The organism is Rhizobium sp. USDA 3886 (genome assembly GCF_056279785.1).
Genome location: NZ_JBWCDC010000001.1, coordinates 1,446,699 through 1,465,372 on the forward strand (window position 1 = coordinate 1,446,699; position 18,674 = coordinate 1,465,372).

The 18,674-nt window shown below is 61.7% G+C and carries 18 protein-coding genes and 1 pseudogene; 13 read left to right on the plus strand and 6 right to left on the minus strand.

The window, feature by feature from the left end:
- Positions 1-2: 2 nt before the first annotated feature.
- The 3 genes from ACZ9BX_RS07615 (at position 3) to ACZ9BX_RS07625 (ending at position 2,170) form a co-directional block, all read left to right on the plus strand.
- The gene (locus ACZ9BX_RS07615) at positions 3-1,283 is read left to right on the plus strand and encodes an SDR family oxidoreductase (RefSeq protein WP_476216844.1); all 1,281 of its coding nucleotides are present in this window, start codon (positions 3-5) and stop codon (positions 1,281-1,283) included.
- The gene (locus ACZ9BX_RS07620) at positions 1,283-1,774 is read left to right on the plus strand and encodes a DUF2269 family protein (protein ID WP_476216846.1); all 492 of its coding nucleotides are present in this window, start codon (positions 1,283-1,285) and stop codon (positions 1,772-1,774) included. The genes ACZ9BX_RS07615 and ACZ9BX_RS07620 overlap by 1 nt, the downstream gene beginning before the upstream one ends.
- 153 nt (positions 1,775-1,927) lie before the next feature.
- The gene (locus ACZ9BX_RS07625) at positions 1,928-2,170 is read left to right on the plus strand and encodes a hypothetical protein (protein ID WP_476216848.1); all 243 of its coding nucleotides are present in this window, start codon (positions 1,928-1,930) and stop codon (positions 2,168-2,170) included.
- A 58-nt stretch (positions 2,171-2,228) separates the two neighbouring features.
- Here ACZ9BX_RS07625 and ACZ9BX_RS07630 read toward each other — a convergent pair whose 3' ends face one another.
- Entirely contained in the window at positions 2,229-2,822 is a 594-nt protein-coding gene (locus ACZ9BX_RS07630) for a LysE family translocator (RefSeq protein WP_476216850.1), read from the minus strand.
- 160 nt (positions 2,823-2,982) lie between these two features.
- On the opposite strand from ACZ9BX_RS07630, the gene ACZ9BX_RS07635 reads away from it, so the two are divergent.
- Positions 2,983-3,831: an aldo/keto reductase gene (locus ACZ9BX_RS07635; protein ID WP_476216852.1), complete on the plus strand. Its 849-nt coding sequence runs from the start codon at positions 2,983-2,985 to the stop codon at positions 3,829-3,831.
- Positions 3,832-3,858: 27 nt separating this feature from the next.
- Here ACZ9BX_RS07635 and ilvN read toward each other — a convergent pair.
- Both ilvN and ACZ9BX_RS07645 read right to left on the minus strand, forming a co-directional pair.
- Positions 3,859-4,432, minus strand: a pseudogene (gene ilvN, locus ACZ9BX_RS07640) (acetolactate synthase small subunit).
- A 25-nt stretch (positions 4,433-4,457) separates the two neighbouring features.
- A complete protein-coding gene (locus tag ACZ9BX_RS07645; protein ID WP_027508890.1) occupies positions 4,458-6,251 on the minus strand; it encodes an acetolactate synthase 3 large subunit in 1,794 nt (597 codons plus the stop codon).
- A 349-nt stretch (positions 6,252-6,600) separates the two neighbouring features.
- On the opposite strand from ACZ9BX_RS07645, the gene ACZ9BX_RS07650 reads away from it, so the two are divergent.
- The gene (locus ACZ9BX_RS07650) at positions 6,601-8,637 is read left to right on the plus strand and encodes an ATP-binding protein (protein WP_476216855.1); all 2,037 of its coding nucleotides are present in this window, start codon (positions 6,601-6,603) and stop codon (positions 8,635-8,637) included.
- A 4-nt stretch (positions 8,638-8,641) separates the two neighbouring features.
- Here the strand turns inward: ACZ9BX_RS07650 and ACZ9BX_RS07655 are convergent, their stop codons facing one another.
- Both ACZ9BX_RS07655 and miaA read right to left on the minus strand, forming a co-directional pair.
- Positions 8,642-8,902, minus strand: a complete 261-nt coding sequence (locus ACZ9BX_RS07655) for a hypothetical protein (protein WP_476216857.1) — start codon at positions 8,900-8,902, stop codon at positions 8,642-8,644.
- A gap of 72 nt (positions 8,903-8,974) precedes the next feature.
- Positions 8,975-9,877 carry a tRNA (adenosine(37)-N6)-dimethylallyltransferase MiaA gene (gene miaA / locus ACZ9BX_RS07660; protein WP_476216859.1) on the minus strand — a complete coding sequence of 301 codons (903 nt, stop codon included), beginning with the start codon at positions 9,875-9,877 and terminating at the stop codon, positions 8,975-8,977.
- Between miaA and serB the strand changes: the two genes are divergently transcribed.
- Positions 9,878-10,768: a phosphoserine phosphatase SerB gene (gene serB / locus ACZ9BX_RS07665; RefSeq protein WP_476216861.1), complete on the plus strand. Its 891-nt coding sequence runs from the start codon at positions 9,878-9,880 to the stop codon at positions 10,766-10,768.
- Entirely contained in the window at positions 10,765-11,331 is a 567-nt protein-coding gene (locus tag ACZ9BX_RS07670) for a GNAT family N-acetyltransferase (RefSeq protein WP_476216863.1), read from the plus strand. Before serB ends, ACZ9BX_RS07670 begins: the two co-directional genes overlap by 4 nt.
- 192 nt (positions 11,332-11,523) lie before the next feature.
- Here the strand turns inward: ACZ9BX_RS07670 and ACZ9BX_RS07675 are convergent, their stop codons facing one another.
- The gene (locus ACZ9BX_RS07675; protein WP_476216865.1) at positions 11,524-12,360 is read right to left on the minus strand and encodes an SDR family NAD(P)-dependent oxidoreductase; all 837 of its coding nucleotides are present in this window, start codon (positions 12,358-12,360) and stop codon (positions 11,524-11,526) included.
- 272 nt (positions 12,361-12,632) lie between these two features.
- Between ACZ9BX_RS07675 and ACZ9BX_RS07680 the strand changes: the two genes are divergently transcribed.
- The 6 genes from ACZ9BX_RS07680 (at position 12,633) to chrA (ending at position 18,671) form a co-directional block, all read left to right on the plus strand.
- Entirely contained in the window at positions 12,633-13,871 is a 1,239-nt protein-coding gene (locus ACZ9BX_RS07680) for an RNA-guided endonuclease InsQ/TnpB family protein (protein ID WP_476216867.1), read from the plus strand.
- Between the two features lie 240 nt (positions 13,872-14,111).
- Positions 14,112-15,152, plus strand: coding sequence for a cysteine synthase A (locus ACZ9BX_RS07685; protein ID WP_476216869.1), 1,041 nt, complete (start codon positions 14,112-14,114; stop codon positions 15,150-15,152).
- A gap of 5 nt (positions 15,153-15,157) precedes the next feature.
- Complete coding sequence (locus ACZ9BX_RS07690; RefSeq protein WP_476216870.1) at positions 15,158-15,895, plus strand: alanyl-tRNA editing protein; 738 nt, start codon at positions 15,158-15,160, stop codon at positions 15,893-15,895.
- Positions 15,896-15,917: 22 nt separating this feature from the next.
- Positions 15,918-16,787, plus strand: coding sequence for a 3-mercaptopyruvate sulfurtransferase (gene sseA / locus ACZ9BX_RS07695; protein WP_476216872.1), 870 nt, complete (start codon positions 15,918-15,920; stop codon positions 16,785-16,787).
- Between the two features lie 57 nt (positions 16,788-16,844).
- Positions 16,845-17,357 carry a GNAT family N-acetyltransferase gene (locus ACZ9BX_RS07700; protein WP_476216874.1) on the plus strand — a complete coding sequence of 171 codons (513 nt, stop codon included), beginning with the start codon at positions 16,845-16,847 and terminating at the stop codon, positions 17,355-17,357.
- A gap of 108 nt (positions 17,358-17,465) precedes the next feature.
- Positions 17,466-18,671, plus strand: coding sequence for a chromate efflux transporter (gene chrA, locus ACZ9BX_RS07705; RefSeq protein ID WP_476219923.1), 1,206 nt, complete (start codon positions 17,466-17,468; stop codon positions 18,669-18,671).
- Positions 18,672-18,674 lie beyond the last annotated feature (3 nt).

The following is an 18,674-nucleotide window of genomic DNA, read 5'->3' on the forward strand; positions in this document are numbered from 1 at the left end:
GCATGAACATTCTGATTCTCGGCGCAACAGGTTTCATCGGCTCCGCCGTCGCCGCCCGTCTGGCCGCCGACGGCCATGTCGTAAGCGGCCTCGGCCGCACTTCCGTCCAGGCCCGGATCAAATGGCCCGATGTCCGCTGGCTGCGCGCCGATCTCGCGCACATGACCACCGCTGCCGATTGGCAGGAGACACTGAAAGACCAGCATGTGGTCGTCAACTGCGCAGGCGCCCTGCAGGACGGCCTCTCTGACGATCTTGCCGCATCACAGGCAGATGCGATGCTGGCGCTCTATGCTGCGGCCAAGACATCGAACATCCGCCTTATCATCCAGATCTCAGCAAACACGAGTGGTCCAGTTGCCGATCTGCCGTTCCTCGCCACAAAACGCCGCGCCGATGATGCCCTTGCGTCAAGTGGTTTATCTTACGTCATCCTACGCCCGGCGCTCGTTCTCGGCCGCAATTCGCACGGCGGTTCAGCACTCTTACGAGTACTCGCGTCTATGCCATTTGGGTTGCCGCTTATCCATTCGCAAAGCCCGGTCGAGACGATCGACATCAAGGATGTCGCTGCCGCCGTCGGCGCAGCAGTCTCCGGCGAAATTGCCAGCGGAAGCGACGTCGCGCTCGCATCCGGAGAGACGTTAACACTCTCCGACCTCGTGAAACTGCATCGGACGTGGCTGGGCCTTCCGCCCGCGCCCGTCATCCCCATCCCAACAGCGTTGGCAAAGCCCTTAACTTGGCTTGCCGATATCGCCGGACGCCTCGGCTGGCACTCACCCTTGCGTTCGACCGCCACGGCCGTCATGTCCAAGGGCGTCACAAGCAGCGGAACGGTCCCAACCATCCGCCGCGGCTCGGCCGCGGCTACGCTGGCAGCCAACCCGTCGGGCATTCAAGATCTGTGGTTCGCGCGCCTCTATCTGCTGAAGCCACTGATGGTCGCATGCCTCGCTCTGTTTTGGTTGCTGTCCGGCATTATTCCGCTTCTGTCGCCAGAAGCGGCAAGTCAGCTTCTTCTACCCTTCATGCCGCCCGCCGCGGCAATGGCACTCACGCTTCTCACCTGCGCCGTCGACATCGCGCTCGGTGCAGCACTCCTTTTCCGGCCCATCGCCCGCAAAGCCCTCCTTGGGATGCTCGCAGTTGCTGTCGCCTATCTGGCCGGAGGTTCACTTCTGGAGCCGGAACTTTGGCTCGATCCGCTGGGACCGCTCGTCAAAGTCCTGCCGTCGTTGCTGCTGATGCTCGTCACCCTCGCCGTCCTGGATGAACGCTGATGCTTGCACAATGTCTCCTACTCGCCCACGTGATCGGCGCAACGGTCCTCTTCGGAACAGGTGCGGGTATCGCCTTCTTCATGGTCACGGCGCACCGGACACGCGATCCGAAACTGATTGCGCATGTCGCGGGGACAGTAGTGGTTGCCGATACGGTCTTCACGGCCACGGCCGTCATTCTCCAGCCGGTGACAGGCTATCTGCTTGCCCGCATCGTCGGCTGGGATTTCAGTGAAGGCTGGATCGTGCTTTCCCTCCTGCTCTATGTCGTCACCGGCCTCTTCTGGCTCCCAGTCGTTTGGATACAGATCAGGCTTCGCGATCTGGCGCGGTGGGCAAGCACCAGCGGCGTTCCGCTTCCGGACGAATATTTCCGCCTCTACCGGATATGGTTCGCGTGCGGGTTCCCCGCATTCTTCGCCGTCGCCGGCATTCTCTGGCTGATGCTCAACAAGCCCTCGCTCGCATTAATTCAGCTGCCGCTGCGTTAGCTAAATTACGAAACGTCATGTTGGATGCGATCAAGGTCAGCCTTGCGATGGCGTAAACACCTGAAACAAAAGAGCTAATCCCTATGATCCCGAGGCCAAATCCGGTTTGCGTGATATTCTCCGCCGGCTTGCAAGCAGGGGAAAGGCATTGCGATGAACAGGATCATTCTTCCCGCATTCGCTGTCGCTACTGTTTTTGCTTCTTGGGCGACCGCCAACGATTACCACAATCTAAAAGAGGGCGAGTACCAGATTCCCGGACATCCTTATAAGTCCGCGGAGAACTGTCCGCGCACCGCACCGGTCGGCGAGTTCGACCGCCGCTGCGACATCCCGCTCTTGGGCTACCGCAACTTTACCGACCCGACGATCATAGTGCAGTCGGGCGGATTGTGATCGAATCGGCGGACGACTGCTTTGGATCGTCCGCCTTCTCCGTCGAAGGGTCTTCGCATTATTTCAACATCGGCCAGAGGCTAACCACCAAGAGCACCGCCATGGTGACGTTGAACCATTTGAGCCGTAGGGGGTCGGATAGCCATTCGCGCAATGCGGAGCCGAAACCGGCCCAAGTCGAAACACTCGGAACGTTGACCGCCGCAAAGGCGAGGCCGACGATCAGCACGCTTGCGAAGTAAAGTTCTGGATTGGTGTAAGTCGCCATCGCCGTCACTGCCATAACCCAGGCCTTGGGATTGACCCATTGGAAGGCGGCCGCCGCAAGGAATGACATCGGCTTGACGCTTTCCATTCCCTCGCTCAGCGACCGTGACGTCGCGATCTTCCAGGCGATCCGGACGAGATAGATACCGCCCGCGAATTTCAGCGCTGTATAAAGCGCAGGCACCGTATGCAGCAACGCGCCGAGCCCGAGGCCGACGCCGAGAAGTAGCGAGAAAAACCCAGCGCCAATGCCGAACATATGCGGGATCGTCCGGCGAAAGCCAAAATTCGCGCCCGATGCAAAGAGCATCATGTTGTTCGGCCCCGGCGTGATCGAGGTCGTGAAGGCAAAAAGAACGAGAGCCAGAAACGTATCCAGCGGCATGGAACCTCCCGCGGATCGTCATCAACCACGTCGATCCCTGTCAATGAGGCAGCTAACCGACCATTATTCCTTAAGCCAGATAATCATTGTCACAGTGACAGGATTGCTTGAAAGATGACGCGGCTGCGCAATCTTTGAAGGAAAAACGGAAGATTCGGCCATGCAAGACGACCCCATTCCCAAGATCACCTTTCCGAACGGCATCGAAGTCCCGGCCCTCGGCCAGGGTACCTGGAACATGGGAGAACGGGCGTCGGAAGCCGAGCGCGAAATCGCGAGCCTCAAGGCGGGCATCGAGTTCGGCATGACACTGATCGACACGGCCGAAATGTACGGCGAGGGCGACTCCGAACGCATCGTTGGCCGCGCCATCAAAGGCCGGCGCGACGGACTGTTCATCGTGACCAAGGTCTATCCGTGGAATGCCAGCCGCAGGGGCACGATCGAGGCCTGCGAGAGAAGCCTCTCCCGTCTGGGTGTCGACCAGATCGATCTCTACTTGCTGCATTGGCGCGGCGAACATCCGCTTGCCGACACGGTCGAGGCCTTCGAGGACCTGAAGGACGCCGGAAAGATCGGCGCCTGGGGCGTTTCGAATTTCGATATCGGCGACATGGAGGAACTGCTTACCGTCCCGGGCGGCAGGCTTGTCGCCGCCAACCAGGTTCTCTACAATCTCGCGCGGCGCGGCATCGAGTACGATCTGCTGCCCTGGTGCCAGAAGCATGATATCCCGGTCATGGCTTATTCGCCGATCGAGCAGGGCCGTATCCTGCACAATCCCGAGCTCATCCGCATCGCCAAGGTCAATCAGGCGACACCGGCGCAGGTTGCCCTCGCCTTTCTTCTCGAACGCGACGGCATAATCGCCATCCCGAAGACGTCGAATGCCGAACGCGCCGCCGAAAACCGCGATTGCGTATCGCTCGATATCAGCGACGAGGATTGGGCGGCCCTCGACGCCGCCTTCCCGCCGCCGACCCGCAAATCGGCGCTCGAAATGCTCTGAACAGGCGGCGGCGAGCCAGACGCCGGTTCACATTCCCTGCGGGCCGCGGTTCATGGCGGCGATGCCTGTGCGGCAGACTTCGATCAGGCCAAGCGGCTTCATGATCGCCACGAACTGATCGATGTTCGAGGACTTGCCGGTGATTTCCAGAATGAAATGCTCGACGGTCGCATCGACTACCTTGGCATGGAAGGCATCGGCAAGACGCAGCGTCTCGGCGCGCGTTTCGCCGGTCCCGACCACCTTGACGAGCGCCACTTCCCGTTCAATCGGCCGCTCCTGCCCGAGTTCGCGGGCGCGCACCGTCAGATCCACGACGCGATGCACCGGCACGATGCGCTCGAGCTGCGCCTTGATCTGCTCCAGCACATGCGGCGTGCCGCGCGTCACGATGGTGATTCGCGACAGATGCGCCTGATGCTCAGTTTCGGAGACCGTCAGACTTTCGATGTTATAGCCCCGGCCGGAGAACAGGCCCGATGACGCGGGCAAGGACGCCTGGCTCGTTATCGACGAGGATCGAAAGGGTATGGTTCTCGGCGGCTGCGGTTTCCGGCGAGATGAAGTAGGCGGAGCCTGTCGGCTGTAGATGTGCGTTCATAGTCTTGGCTTCCTCACCTTCGATATCAAACGAGCTGACGGCCCTTGGCGTCGATCGCATTGGCGACCGCTTCGTCCGTGGCTTCGTCCGGCAGCAGCATCTCGTTATGCGCCTTGCCCGACGGGATCATCGGGAAGCAGTTGGCGAGATTGGCGACGCGGCAATCCAAGATGACCGGCTTTTTCACGTCGATCATCTCCTGGATCGTACCGTCGAGATCATCCGGCTTTTCGCAGCGCAGGCCGACGGCGCCATAGGCCTCCGCCAGCTTCACGAAGTCCGGCATTGCCTCCGTATAGGAGTTGGACAGCCGGTTGCCGTGCAGCAGCTGCTGCCACTGGCGGACCATGCCCATGTATTGGTTGTTCATGATGAAGATCTTGATCGGCGCATTGTGCTGGATCGCCGCCGACATTTCCTGGATGCACATCTGGATCGAGGCATCGCCGGCAATATCGATGACGAGGCTTTCGGGATGGGCGATCTGCACGCCGAGCGCTGCGGGCAGGCCGTAACCCATCGTGCCGAGGCCGCCCGAGGTCATCCAGCGGTTCGGCTGTTCGAAGCCGAAGAACTGCGCGGCCCACATCTGATGCTGGCCGACTTCGGTGGTGATGTAGGTGTCGCGGTCCTTTGTCAGTTCATAAAGACGCTCGAGCGCATATTGCGGCATGATGACGTCGTTGCTCTTCGTGTAGGCGAAGGAATTGCGCGCGCGCCAGCGTGCGATGCTCGTCCACCAGTCGGAAAGCTGGCCCTTCTCCGGCCTCTTCGGCAGGGCACGCCACAGGCGGACCATGTCTTCCAGCACGTACGCGACGTCGCCGCGGATGGGGATGTCGACGCGAACGTTCTTGTTGATCGAGGACGGGTCAATGTCGATGTGAATCTTCTTGGAATTCGGTGAGAAGGCATTGATGCGGCCCGTAATGCGGTCGTCGAAGCGGGCGCCGATGCAGACCATGACGTCGCAATCGTGCATCGCCATGTTGGCCTCGTAGGAACCGTGCATGCCGAGCATCTTCAGCCAGTTTTTGCCGGAGGCCGGATAGGCGCCAAGGCCCATCAGCGTCGAAGTAATCGGGAAGTCGGTGAGTTCCACCAGCTCGCGCAGTAGCCTGCAGGCTTCCGGACCGGAATTGATGACGCCACCGCCGGAATAGATGACAGGACGGCGCGCATTGGCCATCAGCTCGATTGCCGCATGAATCTGGTTGAGATCGCCCTGGAGTTTCGGCTGATAGCTTCTCTGGATCGTATGATCGGACGGCGGCGTATAGGTGCCTGTCGCGAACTGAACGTCCTTCGGAATATCGACGACGACCGGGCCGGGCCGGCCGGACTGGGCGATGCGGAAGGCTTCATGGATAACGGCAGCGAGCTCGTTGACATCCTTGACCAACCAGTTGTGCTTGGTGCAAGGCCGCGTGATGCCGACGGTATCGCATTCCTGGAAGGCGTCTGAACCGATGAGCGAGGTCGGCACCTGGCCGGTGAGGCAGACGAGCGGGATCGAATCCATCAGAGCGTCCTGCAGCGGCGTGACGGCATTGGTTGCGCCCGGACCGGAGGTGACCAGCATGACGCCGACCTTGCCGGTCGAGCGGGCATAGCCTTCAGCTGCATGGCCGGCGCCCTGCTCATGGCGGACGAGGATATGCTTGATCTCGTCCTGCTGGAAGATCTCGTCATAGATCGGCAGCACGGCGCCGCCCGGATAGCCGAAGAGATGCTCGACGCCGTTGTCCTTCAGCGCCCGCAGAACGATTTCCGCTCCTGTCATCCGATTGTCTGCCGTCTGCTTGTCCGTGCCCGTCATGTTTTCTGATCCGTTTTGACTGCTGGGATTGAGGTCTTTGGTGCGGATGCCTGGATTTCAGGCATAAAAAAAGGCCCCAGAGGGAGCCTGTCATCTAGCGCATGGGTGGCTGTCGCCGGATGGTCACACCATCCTGCCCATGCGCTTTCCCACCACAATAAGAACCGCTGCGATTTTCATGGGCGCAATTGATAGACAGAAAATTTCACAGCGTCAACGCTTGCCGAAATAAAAAATCGGCGCCCGGAGAACCATGCCGCGTCGGCTATCCCATTAAGAAACAAGGTCCCGGAAGGATTTTGTTAAAGGATAAATCATAGGATTGCTGGCTAACGTAGGGAGTGGGCCGTTGCTCAACAACGACTTGCAAACGTCAGGCACAGCCAGTGAGCAGGACCGCCGCGACAATCTAACCCCCGGGAATCGCTTCCTTGGCCGTGTCGTCGCGTGCAGCGGTTCCCGCGCGACCATCGCCGCCATCGCGGAGGCCGGAGGCACCGATCTTACCGAACTCTGGTCCGTGGGCCGCCTGATCTCGATCAGCGTCGGCCGAAACCGCGTCGTCGCTCTCGTCTATGCCATGAACACCGGCACGCATGCCTGGGGTGAAGGACAGGACAACTATTTCAGGATCGAGACCGAACTGCTCGGCGAGGTTCGCGTCGAGGAAGACGGCCGCGAGGAATTCTCGACCGGCATTTCGTGCTACCCCCATCTCGGGGCCATCGCCCACCGCATCCGCACCGCCGATCTGATGCGCATCTACGACGCCGGCGCCGGAACGACGGCGGTCATCGGCAAGCTCACCCAGGACGAAAGCATCGACGCGGCGATCCACATCCCCTCGATGCTCTCCAAGCATTTCGCGATCGTCGGCTCCACCGGCGTCGGCAAATCCACGGCCGTCTCCCTGCTTTTGCATAAGGCGATAGAAGCCGATCCGAAACTGCGCGTCCTGATCCTCGATCCGCACAACGAATTCGCCGCCGCCTTCCCGGAGCATTCGGTCGTGATCGACACCGACACGCTCGACCTGCCCTTCTGGCTGATGCGGCTTGAAGAATTCGCCGAAGTCGTCTTCCGCGGCCGCACGCCGGTGCCGGAAGAACTCGACATGCTTCGCGACATCATGCCGGACGCCAAGCGCGCCTTCCGTGGCAGCGACAATTCGCTCGTCCGGCGCACGACCGAAAAGAGCTCGATCACCGCCGATACGCCGGTCCCCTACCGCATGGCCGACCTGCTGGCGCTGATCGACGAGCGCATCGGCCGTCTCGAAGGCCGGGCCGAGAAGCCCTTCCTGCGCTCATTGAAGATGCGTATCATCGCGGCGATCAACGATCCGCGCTACCACTTCATGTTCTCCAATAACACGATCAGCGACACGATCATGGACACCGTGGCGCAGATCTTCCGCATTCCCGGCGACGGCCGGCCGATCTGCACGTTCCAGCTTTCCGGCATCCCGTCGGAAGTGGTGAATTCGGTCGCTTCTGTCCTTTGCCGCATGGCCTTCGAAATCGGCCTCTGGAGCGACGGCGCCGTCCATATGCTTGTCGTCTGCGAGGAAGCGCACCGCTATGTTCCGGCCGATCCGAATCTCGGCTTCATCCCGACCCGCCAGGCGATTGCCCGTATCGCCAAGGAAGGCCGCAAATACGGCGTCTCGCTCGGCATCATCACGCAGCGCCCCGGCGAACTCGACCAGACGATCCTCTCGCAGTGCTCGACGCTGTTTGCCATGCGCCTTGCCAACGACCGCGACCAGGACATCATCCGCTCGGCAATCCCGAACTCGTCGATCTCGACGACAAGCTTCATCTCCTCGATCGGCAACGGCGAAGCGATCGCCTTCGGCGAGGCGATCAGCGTGCCAATGCGCATGCGCTTTTCGCGTGTCGAGCAGCATCTGCTACCAAAGGCGAACGGCGCGACCGCCAAACACTCCGACGAAGATCCCGATACCGTCGATCTGCGCAAGATCGTGACGCGCATGCGCGCCGTCAGCGGCGGGCCGGATATTTCGTCCTTCCAGCAAAGCTACAACACAGCGCAGAGCGACATGCTGTTCGACGACGAAGAGCCGCCGGAGGATGTGCCCTATCCTGCACCCGTCTCTGCCCCACCGCTGGCACCGACCGATTCCTACAGGCCGGACATGCTGCCGCGCAGCGATGCACCGCGCGAGCCGCGAGCCGCACCGCCGCAGACATCTCTGGACAGCCGCCTGGAAGCTCTTCGGCGCGAGATGCGCCTCGAGGAGACAGTTCCTCAGAAACCGGCATTCTCGCAGGATTCCACCGCTACCCCGCGCCGCGAGCCCGGCATGTCACTCCGCGACAGCATTCTCAAGAAGCCGCTGAGCAGCCTCCACAACAAGGATTGAGCGCTTACTGCCCCTGAGGTTGCCTGGTTGCAGCGGCAATTACGCTCAGGTGGCGCTCTATCAGCGTCAGAAAGGCGATCGTTCCGCAGACCAGCGCGGCGACCGCGATGCCGGCGATCGCGCCAACGATCGCTCCGATCACGAACATTCCGGACCCGCCGTGAGCCGAGGCGGTGGTTGCGCCGGAGAGCGTGCAAAATGCCAGGATGACGACTGCGATCAAGGCATTGATGGAAGCGAGCGTCTTTGCAAGAAAATTGTTCATGGCATCCTCGGTCCGATGGTTTGTATTCCTAATGATTATAACGAGCTGACAAACTTGGAACTTACGCGCTGATCACGGCTGCGGCGATGTCAGGTGCTTCCAGCTCTCATCCATCTGATTGCGAAACCAGGTCATCTGCCGCTTGGCATATTGCCGCGTCGCAGCGGCAGCCTTCTCGATCACTTCGCTGCGCGTCATCTCGCCCTTCAGCATCGCTGCAATCTGCGAGACGCCGATTGCCTTCATCACCGGCATTTCCGGTGAAAGGCCGAGCGCCAAAAGCGTCTTGACCTCATCTTCAGCACCCTGCTCCAGCATTTTCTCGAAGCGCCCGTTGATGCGCTGGTGGAGCACAGCGCGCTCCGGCATGACGACGATCTTTTCAGCGCTTGCCGGATCGACGATCACCGGACCTGCCTGTTCTTGGTAACGCAGAATCGATTGCCCCGTTGCCTCCACGACCTCCAGGGCACGTACGATGCGCTGCCCGTCCTGGATGCTGAGACTGCCTGCAGCCGCCGGGTCGAGCCTGGCAAGCTCGGCATGCAGCACCTCCGCGCCTTTATCCAGCAAACGCGCCCGCAGGCGGGTGCGGATCTCCTCCGGTATCGCCGGCATATCCGATAGGCCGCCGGTCAGAGCCTTGAAGTAAAGCCCCGTCCCGCCGACGAAAACCGGCAATTGCCCCTTGGCGCGCAGCTCGGGCAGCAACGCTGTGACGTCGCGCAGCCAGGCCCCCGTCGAATAGAGATCGCCGGCCGGCACATAACCGTAGAGATGATGCGGCACGCCCTGCATCTCCGCCTCGGACGGCCGCGCCGTCAGGATGCGAAGCGTATCGTAGACCTGCATGCTGTCGGCGTTGATGACAGCGCCGCCGTGGCGTTTCGCCAATTCCACAGCAAGCGCGGACTTGCCGCTGGCAGTCGGCCCGGTTATCAGGATCGCACTTGTTGCGCTCAGAAGGTTTTCCATATGGCTCTCGTTGCCACGCTTGTTGCCAATCCGTCAAATCCCGTTCTCACACCGAGGTTCGCCGAACAGGCGGCCGAAACCGTGAAAGCATCCGGGCTCTACTGGCTGGCGGACGGTATCGCCTGCGATATCGCCCTTCGCGACGGCACCGATGCGCAAGCGGCGGAGGCAAATATCCTCGCCATCATCGCCAGCGCGCCGATCGATCTGGTCGTCCAGAAGGCCGAAACGCGCCGCAAGAAACTGCTGATCGCCGACATGGATTCGACGATGATCGGACAGGAGTGCATCGATGAGCTCGCCGCCGAAGTCGGCCTCAAGGACAAGGTCGCAGCTATCACCGCGCGTGCCATGAACGGCGAGATCGCCTTTGAACCCTCTCTTCGCGAACGCGTGGCGCTTCTGAGGGGCCTGCCCGTCTCGGTCGTCGACGAGGTCATCGCCAAACGCATCACGCTGACGCCAGGCGGTCCGGAACTGATCGCCACGATGAAATCGAAAGGCTGTTACACGGCCCTCGTCTCCGGCGGCTTCACTGTCTTCACCAACCGCATTGCCGCAGCCCTCGGCTTCGACGAAAACCGCGCCAACATCCTTCTCGAAGAGGACGGCCAGCTCTCCGGCTTCGTTGCCGAGCCGATCCTCGGCAAGCAGGCCAAGGTGGATGCGCTCAGCGATATTTCCGCGAGGCTCGGCATCTCCACCGAAGAAGCGATTGCCGTCGGCGATGGCGCCAACGATCTCGGCATGATCCATCTTGCCGGTTCCGGCGTCGCCTTGCACGCCAAACCCTCCGTCGCCGCCGAAGCGAAAATGCGCATCAACCACGGCGATCTGACCGCGCTGCTTTATATCCAGGGCTACCGGAAGACGGATTTTGTGACGCCATGACAGTGATCGCGACGACGGAGCGTCTACTTTTGCGCAATTGGACGGATGCGGACCGGCCACTTTTCCACGAGATCAATTCCGATCCCGAAGTGATGGAATTCTTCGCCTTCCGCCGCGACCGTGCCCAAGCAGATTCGATGCTGGACAGCATCCGCGATGCCATTGCCACAACAGCGCTTGGCTTCTATGCCATGGCCCTGAAGGAAACCGACGAGCCGATCGGCTTTTGCGGCCTCTGGAAACCCGAACTCGAACCGTTCCTCCCGGCAGGCACAATCGAAATCGGCTGGCGTCTTGCGAAGCGGCATTGGGGCAAGGGATATGTGACAGAAGCGGGAGAGGCGGCACTCCGCCATGGCTTCACCCAATTTGCTCCTCCTGAAATCGTCTCTTTCGCGGTAACGGACAATCATCGTTCCACCGCGGTCATGCGCCGGCTTGGCCTGCATCACGATCCGCACCGCGATTTCGACCATCCCCGCGTTCCCGACACGCATCCGCATCTGAAACGCCACGTGCTCTATGCGATCAGCCGTGAGCAATGGGAACGAGGGATCGGCTGACGTCGTATGCCCATGCGCGACAGAGACAGGAGAGTGATGTGCAGTCTGTTGTCGTCGCTGACCGGAGATCGGAAGAGGATGTGCGGCATTCCGCCCGAACTGGTCGTGGGAAGCGCCATCGCGACGCAACTTCTTCAATTCGCTCCGTTTGCATATTTCGGGTGAGCCACCGCCATATGCCGAAGCGGCTGATCACTCAGCAGGATGCGGTGTTTGCGGATGGTGGCCGGGCGAAGAGGGTGGACGCTTCCACCAGCCGGCCGAACGGTTCACCAGCCGGAAATAGAGGCCGTAGGGCATCAGCCGGAGAAGTTTCAGCATATAGGTGAAGCGCTTCGGAAAGCTGACTTCGAAGCGGCTGGATTTGAGGCCTGCCGCGATTTGTTCGGCGGCTTCCTCTGGCGAAACGAGCGGCGGCATGGGGAGGCTGTTTTCGCGCGCCGCCGGCAGATCGGCGAAGCCGGGGCAAATGATCTGGATGCGGATGCCCATCTTGTCGAGATCGAATTTCAGGCTTTCGGCCATGTTGATCAGCGCCGCCTCGGTGGCGCCATAGGCTGCGCTGGTCGGCAGCCCGCCATAGCCGGCGGCGGAAGAGACGATGGCGATCTGCCCCTGCCCCTTGGCTTTCATGTGCCGGATGGCAGGCAGCAGGCAATTGACGACGCCAGAAAGATTGACGGCGAAGCTCTTCTCGAAATCCGCGCGGTTCAATTCCTGGGCATACACAGGCTGGTAAATGCCGGTATTGAAGACGGCCAAAGCGAGCGCGCCGTGCTCGTATTCGATCGAGGCAAGCACATGCTCCATATCCTCCGGATCGGTCACGTCGCCGTCGAGAACGACGATGCTGCCGCAAAGGCCGCGTGCTTCGGCCTGCAGTTCGGCCAGTTCTTCATGATTGCGCGCAGTGACGGCGACTTTGTATCCCTCGCCTGCCAGTTTCAGCGCCAACGCCCGCCCGATGCCTGAATTCGCGCCGGAAATCCAGGCGATGCCATGTTCGGGACGGGCGATGAATTCACGCATGATAGACTTCCTCCAGACTGCCGATCCAGCACGAAACCAAAACCGGAAGTTCCTCGCTGCCTCCCGAATTCATGCCTCTATCATGCTATTGTGGCTCATTTCAGCCGATCCCCCCGGTCGATGGTCCGGCAGAAGGGATTGATCGGAACGTGTCCGCCGCAAACCTCGTCCTTCCGGGCGGGGTAAGGCGGACGGGACGCCGTTAACCATGTTCCGGTCCGGCATCCGCCGGCGCTTGCGGAACATATGAAGAACGTCCTATGGTCGTTCCGATGAAGGAACGGCTGGGCTACCGATACAGGATCTACCCGGACGCGCGGCAGGCGCGGCTGTTCCGCCAGACCGTCGGCTGCTGCCGCCTCGTCTACAACCTCTGCCTCGAGCAGCGGAGCATGGCGTATGCGATGCCGTCCCGGCACCGCCTGTCCTCGTTCGACCAGATCAAGGAACTGCCGGGCCTGAAGGCCCATCTGCCGTTCCTCAAGGACGTTCCGAACCACTGCCTGCAGCAGGCGGCCGTCGACCTCGACAAGGCGTTCAAGAACTTCTTCAAGGGCCACGCGGCGTACCCGAAGGCGAGACGGAAGTTCCAGAACGAATCCTTCCGCTTCCCAGACCCGAAGCAGATCTCCTTCGGTGAGAAGGGAATCCTGCTGCCGAAGGCGGGCTGGGTGAAGCTCGTTCTCCATCGGCCCTTCCTTGGCGAGGTGAAGAACGTCACGGTCTCCGCCGACGGCGACCACTGGTACGTCGCGGTGCAGACCGAGCGTGAGGTCGACGAGCCTGCGAGCGTGCTCGACCTGCCGGATCTCGTCGAGCTCGGGGGCGACCTCGGCGTGGTCAACGCGCTCGCGCTCTCCGACGGCACGGTCTACGACCTGCCAAGAATGACCGAGAAGGAGAAGCGCAGGGAGGCGAACCTCGCCAGGCGCGTCTCGCGCCGCAGGAGGGGTTCGAAGAACCGTCTGCGGGCGCAGCGCGATCTCAGGCGGTTCAGGGCCAGGATCGTCCGGCGCAGACGGGACGCGAAGCATAAGATGACGACCGACGTCGTCAGTCGCTGCGACGTCCTCTATCTCGAGGACCTGAAGCTGAAGAACATGACCGCCTCGGCCAAGGGGACCGTCGAGGAGCCGGGCACCAACGTCGCGCAGAAGTCCGGACTGAACCGGGCGATCCTCGACGTGTCGCCCGGAGCGACGCGTCTGCAGTTCGAATACAAGATGCGCCGCCGCGGCGGCGCCGTCTTCTACGTCAACCCCGCACGGACGTCGCAGCGATGCGCCGAGTGCGGGCATGTCGATCCGAAGAACCGGATCGACCGCGACCGGTTCGAATGCGTCAGATGCGGCCACGCCGCCTGCGCCGACCACAACGCCGGCCGCAACATTCTTCATCTGGGCCGCAAGGCCCGAACCGGAGGACATCCGGGGATGGCCTGTGGATCGAACCTCGCGGGAGGTCGGAAGCAGGAAGAAGACGGTAGCAGTCAGGTCGCGCAAGCGGCCTGATCAAGACCAGAAGCTCCGGCCTTCAGGCAGGGGAGTAGTCACGTGCTCGATCAGCTTCTGGGACTGGGACCGCCATTGAGGGGCAGTCCGGAGGCAAATTGCAAGTCACGCAGGATTTTTGAAAGCAGAAGTCTAATTTTATCGTGGCAGGCGGGGTCCTGGAATAGCATTTCTTGCCAACCCAGCCTTGTGAAGGGAAAAGACCGTTCCTAAACTACCACTTCCACAGAGGCAGATTCCATGACCTTCCACCCATCCGTCATCGAGGCGATCGGCAACACTCCGCTCATCAAGCTCAAGGGCGCATCCGAAGCGACCGGCTGCACCATCCTCGGCAAGGCGGAGTTCCTGAACCCCGGCCAGTCGGTGAAGGACCGCGCCGCGCTCTACATCATCCGCGATGCCGAGAAAAAAGGGCTGCTGAAACCCGGCGGCGTGATCGTCGAGGGCACCGCTGGCAATACCGGCATTGGGCTGGCGGTCGTCGCCAACGCGCTCGGCTACCGCACGGTGATCGTCATCCCGGAAACGCAGAGCCAGGAGAAGAAGGATGCGCTGAAGCTGCTCGGCGCCGAGCTCGTCGAAGTGCCTGCCGTGCCTTACAAGAACCCCAACAATTACGTGAAGGTTTCCGGCCGCCTGGCTGAGCAAATGGCGAAATCCGATCCGAACGGTGCCATCTGGGCGAACCAGTTCGACAATGTCGCCAACCGCCAGGCGCATATCGAAACCACAGCCGCCGAAATCTGGAGGGATACCAACGGCAAGGTCGACGGCTTCGTCAGCGCCGTCGGCTCGGGCGGTACGCTTGCGGGCGTCGCAGCCGGTCTCAAGGCGTTCCGCAAGGACGTCAAGATCGCCATCGCCGATCCTGAAGGGGCAGCACTTTACGAGTTCTACAAGAACGGCGAATTGAAGTCCTCCGGTTCCTCGATCACCGAGGGTATCGGCCAGGGCCGTATCACCGCCAATCTCGAAGGCTTCACGCCGGATTTCGCTTATCAGATTCCCGACGCCGAAGCGCTGCCTTACGTCTTCGATCTCGTCGAACACGAAGGCCTCTGCCTCGGCGGCTCGACGGGAATCAATATTGCCGGCGCGGTACGCCTCGCCAAGGATCTCGGCCCGGGCCATACGATCGTGACGATCCTCTGCGATTACGGCAACCGCTACCAATCGAAACTTTTCAACCCCGATTTCCTGACGTCGAAGGGGCTGCCCGTTCCGGCATGGCTGACTGCGTCGCAGGACATAAAGATACCTTACGAACCAGCAGCGTGAGACCCATGCCAGTCAATCCCCTCTATCGTGACGATTTCTATCTTTCGACATGCGAAGCGGTGGTCACCGCCATTCACGAAGACGGGGGCATCGAGCTGGATCAGACCTGCTTTTATGCAGCCTCCGGCGGCCAGCCGGGCGATACCGGCTTTCTCGAACGCGCCGACGGCTCGAAGATCGAACTCGGCCCGACGAAGCACGGGGCGACCAAGGATATTGTCATCCACACCCCGCCTGCGGGCCAGCCGCAGCCGGTCGTCGGCGAAAAGCTGGTGCTGCACGTCGACTGGCCGCGCCGCTACCGGCTGATGCGCATGCACACGGCCTGTCACCTGCTGTCCGTGGTCTGCTCCTATCCGATCACCGGCGCTGCGGTCGGCGAGGACGAGAGCCGCATCGACTTCGACATGAGCGAAACGATCGACAAGGATGAGGTGACGGCGAAGATGATGGAACTCGTCGCCCAAAACCATCCGGTCTATGTCCAGTGGATCACCGACGAGGAATTGGCTGCAAACCCCGGCATCGTGAAATCGAAGAACGTGCGCCCGCCGATGGGGCTTGGCCGCGTCAGCCTAGTCTGCATCGGCGAAAACTCGGCGATTGACAGCCAGCCCTGCGGCGGCACACATGTCTCCGAAACGCAGGAAGTCGGCCAGATCCACATCGCCAAGATCGAGAAGAAGGGCAAGGAGAACCGGCGCTTCCGCATCCGCTTCGGCATGCCTGGCAGCGAAGCCTAGAACCAGTCAGGGAGAGATCAGAATGAGCGAAGAGAAGAGCCGTTTCGTCGTCTCGGCCGATTGGCTGCAGGGTGAGCTCGGAAAGCCGGACCTGCGCGTGCTGGACGCCTCCTTCTACCTCTCGGCGCAGAATCGCGACGCGGACGCCGAATATTCAAGCGGCCATATTCCGAGCGCGATCCGCTTCGATCAGGACAAGATCGCGGACCATTCAACCGGTCTGCCGCATACCATCCCCTCGCCGGATTATTTCGCGGAAGAAGTAGGCAAACTCGGCATCAGCGAGACGGACCGCATCGTCGTCTATGACGGCATCGGCATGTTCGCCTCCCCGCGCGTCTGGTGGCTCTTCCGGGTGATGGGAGCGAAAAACGTCTTCGTTCTCGACGGCGGCCTCGATGGCTGGAAGGCGGAGGGTCGCCCGCTCGAAACGGATGTCCCGGCCTACAAACCGGCGACCTTCAAGACGAGCTATGACGCAAGCCGCGTCGTCACCCTGGAAACGATGCGCGACATCGTTTCCAGCAGCGCCCTGCAGATCGCCGATGCCCGCAGCGCCGGACGCTTCGCCGCCACCGAACCGGAGCCGCGCGCCGGGATGCGCTCCGGCCATATGCCAGGCGCCCGCAACCTGCCGTCCGGCGTTTTTGCCAATCAGGGCCGTTTCAAATCACTGCCCGAATTGAAGCAAACGATCGAGGATGCCGGGATCGACCTTTCGAAACCGGTCGTCACCTCGTGCGGTTCGGGGATTACGGCCGCGATCATCACGCTGGCGCTCGAATCGATCGGCCATACCGACAACAAGCTCTATGACGGCTCGTGGAGCGAATGGGGCAGCCGCGACGATACGCCGGTGGTGACCGGTCCTCCCGACCCGATCAAGGCCTGAGACGCGCCATGGCGAAGTCCCCCCTCCTCGCTCACGGCCCATATCACCCGACTGGAAATGACTTCGCCGCCGAAGGCAAGCCTGCCGGTGCCGGTCAACATTCAGACGGCGATCATGCGCGCGCCCGGCATTCCGCTGCCCTTCTATCGCTACCTCTACCGGCAGGTCGGCGCCCGCTGGCAGTGGGTCGACCGGCTGCGGATGAGCGACGAGGCGCTGACGGAAACGCTGCACGACAAGCGCAACAATATCAGCGTGCTCTACGTCAACGGCGCCCCTGCCGGCTTCTACGAGTACTTCTGCGAGGACGAGGACACGATCGAGCTCTGCCATTTCGGCCTGATCGAGCACGCGCTCGGCCTCGGCATTGGCAAGTGGTTCCTGCTGCAGGCGCTTTACGCGATCTGGACACTGAACCCGACGCGCGTCACGACGACCACCAACAATCTCGACCATCCGCGCGCCCTGCAGCTCTACCAGATGTTCGGCTTCTCGCCGGTTTCGACCGGCACCGGGATCGTACGGCCGCTGAGCGATAAGGAACTGCTGGAGATTGCCAGGAAGAGCTGACGGTGCATTCTACGATCACCGCGATATGCCCGTAATCTGGTGTCGCTACCCTTCAAGTGGCCAAAGAAAAAGCCAAGGAGCTGTTCCGTGAAGTCCTCCCCGACAGCTATGTCTGCGATCGAACGCCCGCGTGGCAGTCCCGGTGAAGTCTTCTGGGTCTTCCTGAAACTCGGCTTGACCTCCTTCGGCGGCCCCATTGCTCATCTCGGCTACTTCCGCGACGAGCTGGTGGTGCGGCGCAGGTGGACCGACGAGGCCGGCTATGCCGATCTCGTTGCACTTTGCCAGTTCCTGCCGGGACCGGCGTCAAGCCAAGTCGGCTTCTCGCTCGGCATCCTGCGCGGCAACGGTTTGCTTGGCGGGCTTGCGGCATGGTTCGCCTTCACCATGCCGTCGGCGATCATCCTCCTGGCTTTCGCGCTCGGTGCCGCCGCTTTCACCGGACCCGAAGCGGAGGGATTCCTCCACGGCTTGAAGCTCGTGGCCGTTGCTGTGGTGGCCCAAGCGATCTGGGGTATGGCGAAGAGCCTCACGCCCGACCGCGAACGTGGCGGCATTGCGCTGGCAGCCGTTGCCATCGTTGCCTTCATCGGGGGATCGTTCGGCCAGATTGGGGCAATCGCGCTGGGTGCCGTCGCCGGGCTCTGGTTCTGCCGCGCGGAAGTACCCGCGTTAACTGGTCATCTCGGCTTTCCCGTCTCGCGCCGGGGTGGAGCGATCGCACTCGTCTTGTTCGCAGCCTTCTTCCTGATCCCGCCGCTGGTTGCGGGCGCAACGGGCCATCAGGCGGTCGCGCTGTTCGATGCCTTCTACCGCTCGGGTGCGCTGGTCTTCGGCGGCGGGCATGTCGTGCTGCCGCTGCTGCAGACGGAAGTGGTGACACCCGGCTGGGTGACGAACGAAGCCTTCCTCGCCGGCTATGGTTTGGCGCAGGCGGTGCCCGGGCCGCTCTTTACCTTTGCGGCCTATCTCGGCGCGGTCATAGGACCAGCGCCCCATGGATTTGCGGGAGCAGCCATCGCGCTTGTCGCCGTTTTCCTGCCGGGACTGCTGCTGGTCTATGGCATGCTGCCCTTCTGGGATGCGCTGCGGCTGCGGCCGGCGGCACAGGCCGCCATGCGCGGTGCGAACGCCGCCGTCGTCGGGATCCTCGGAGCCGCACTCTATAGCCCGGTCTGGACGAGCGCCGTGCTCTCGACCGTGGATTTCGCGCTGGCGCTCACAGGATTCCTCCTGCTTACGGTCTGGAAGACGCCGCCCTGGATCGTGGTATTATTGTTGGCAGCGAGTGGTGCGCTTCTCCATCTGATTTGAGAT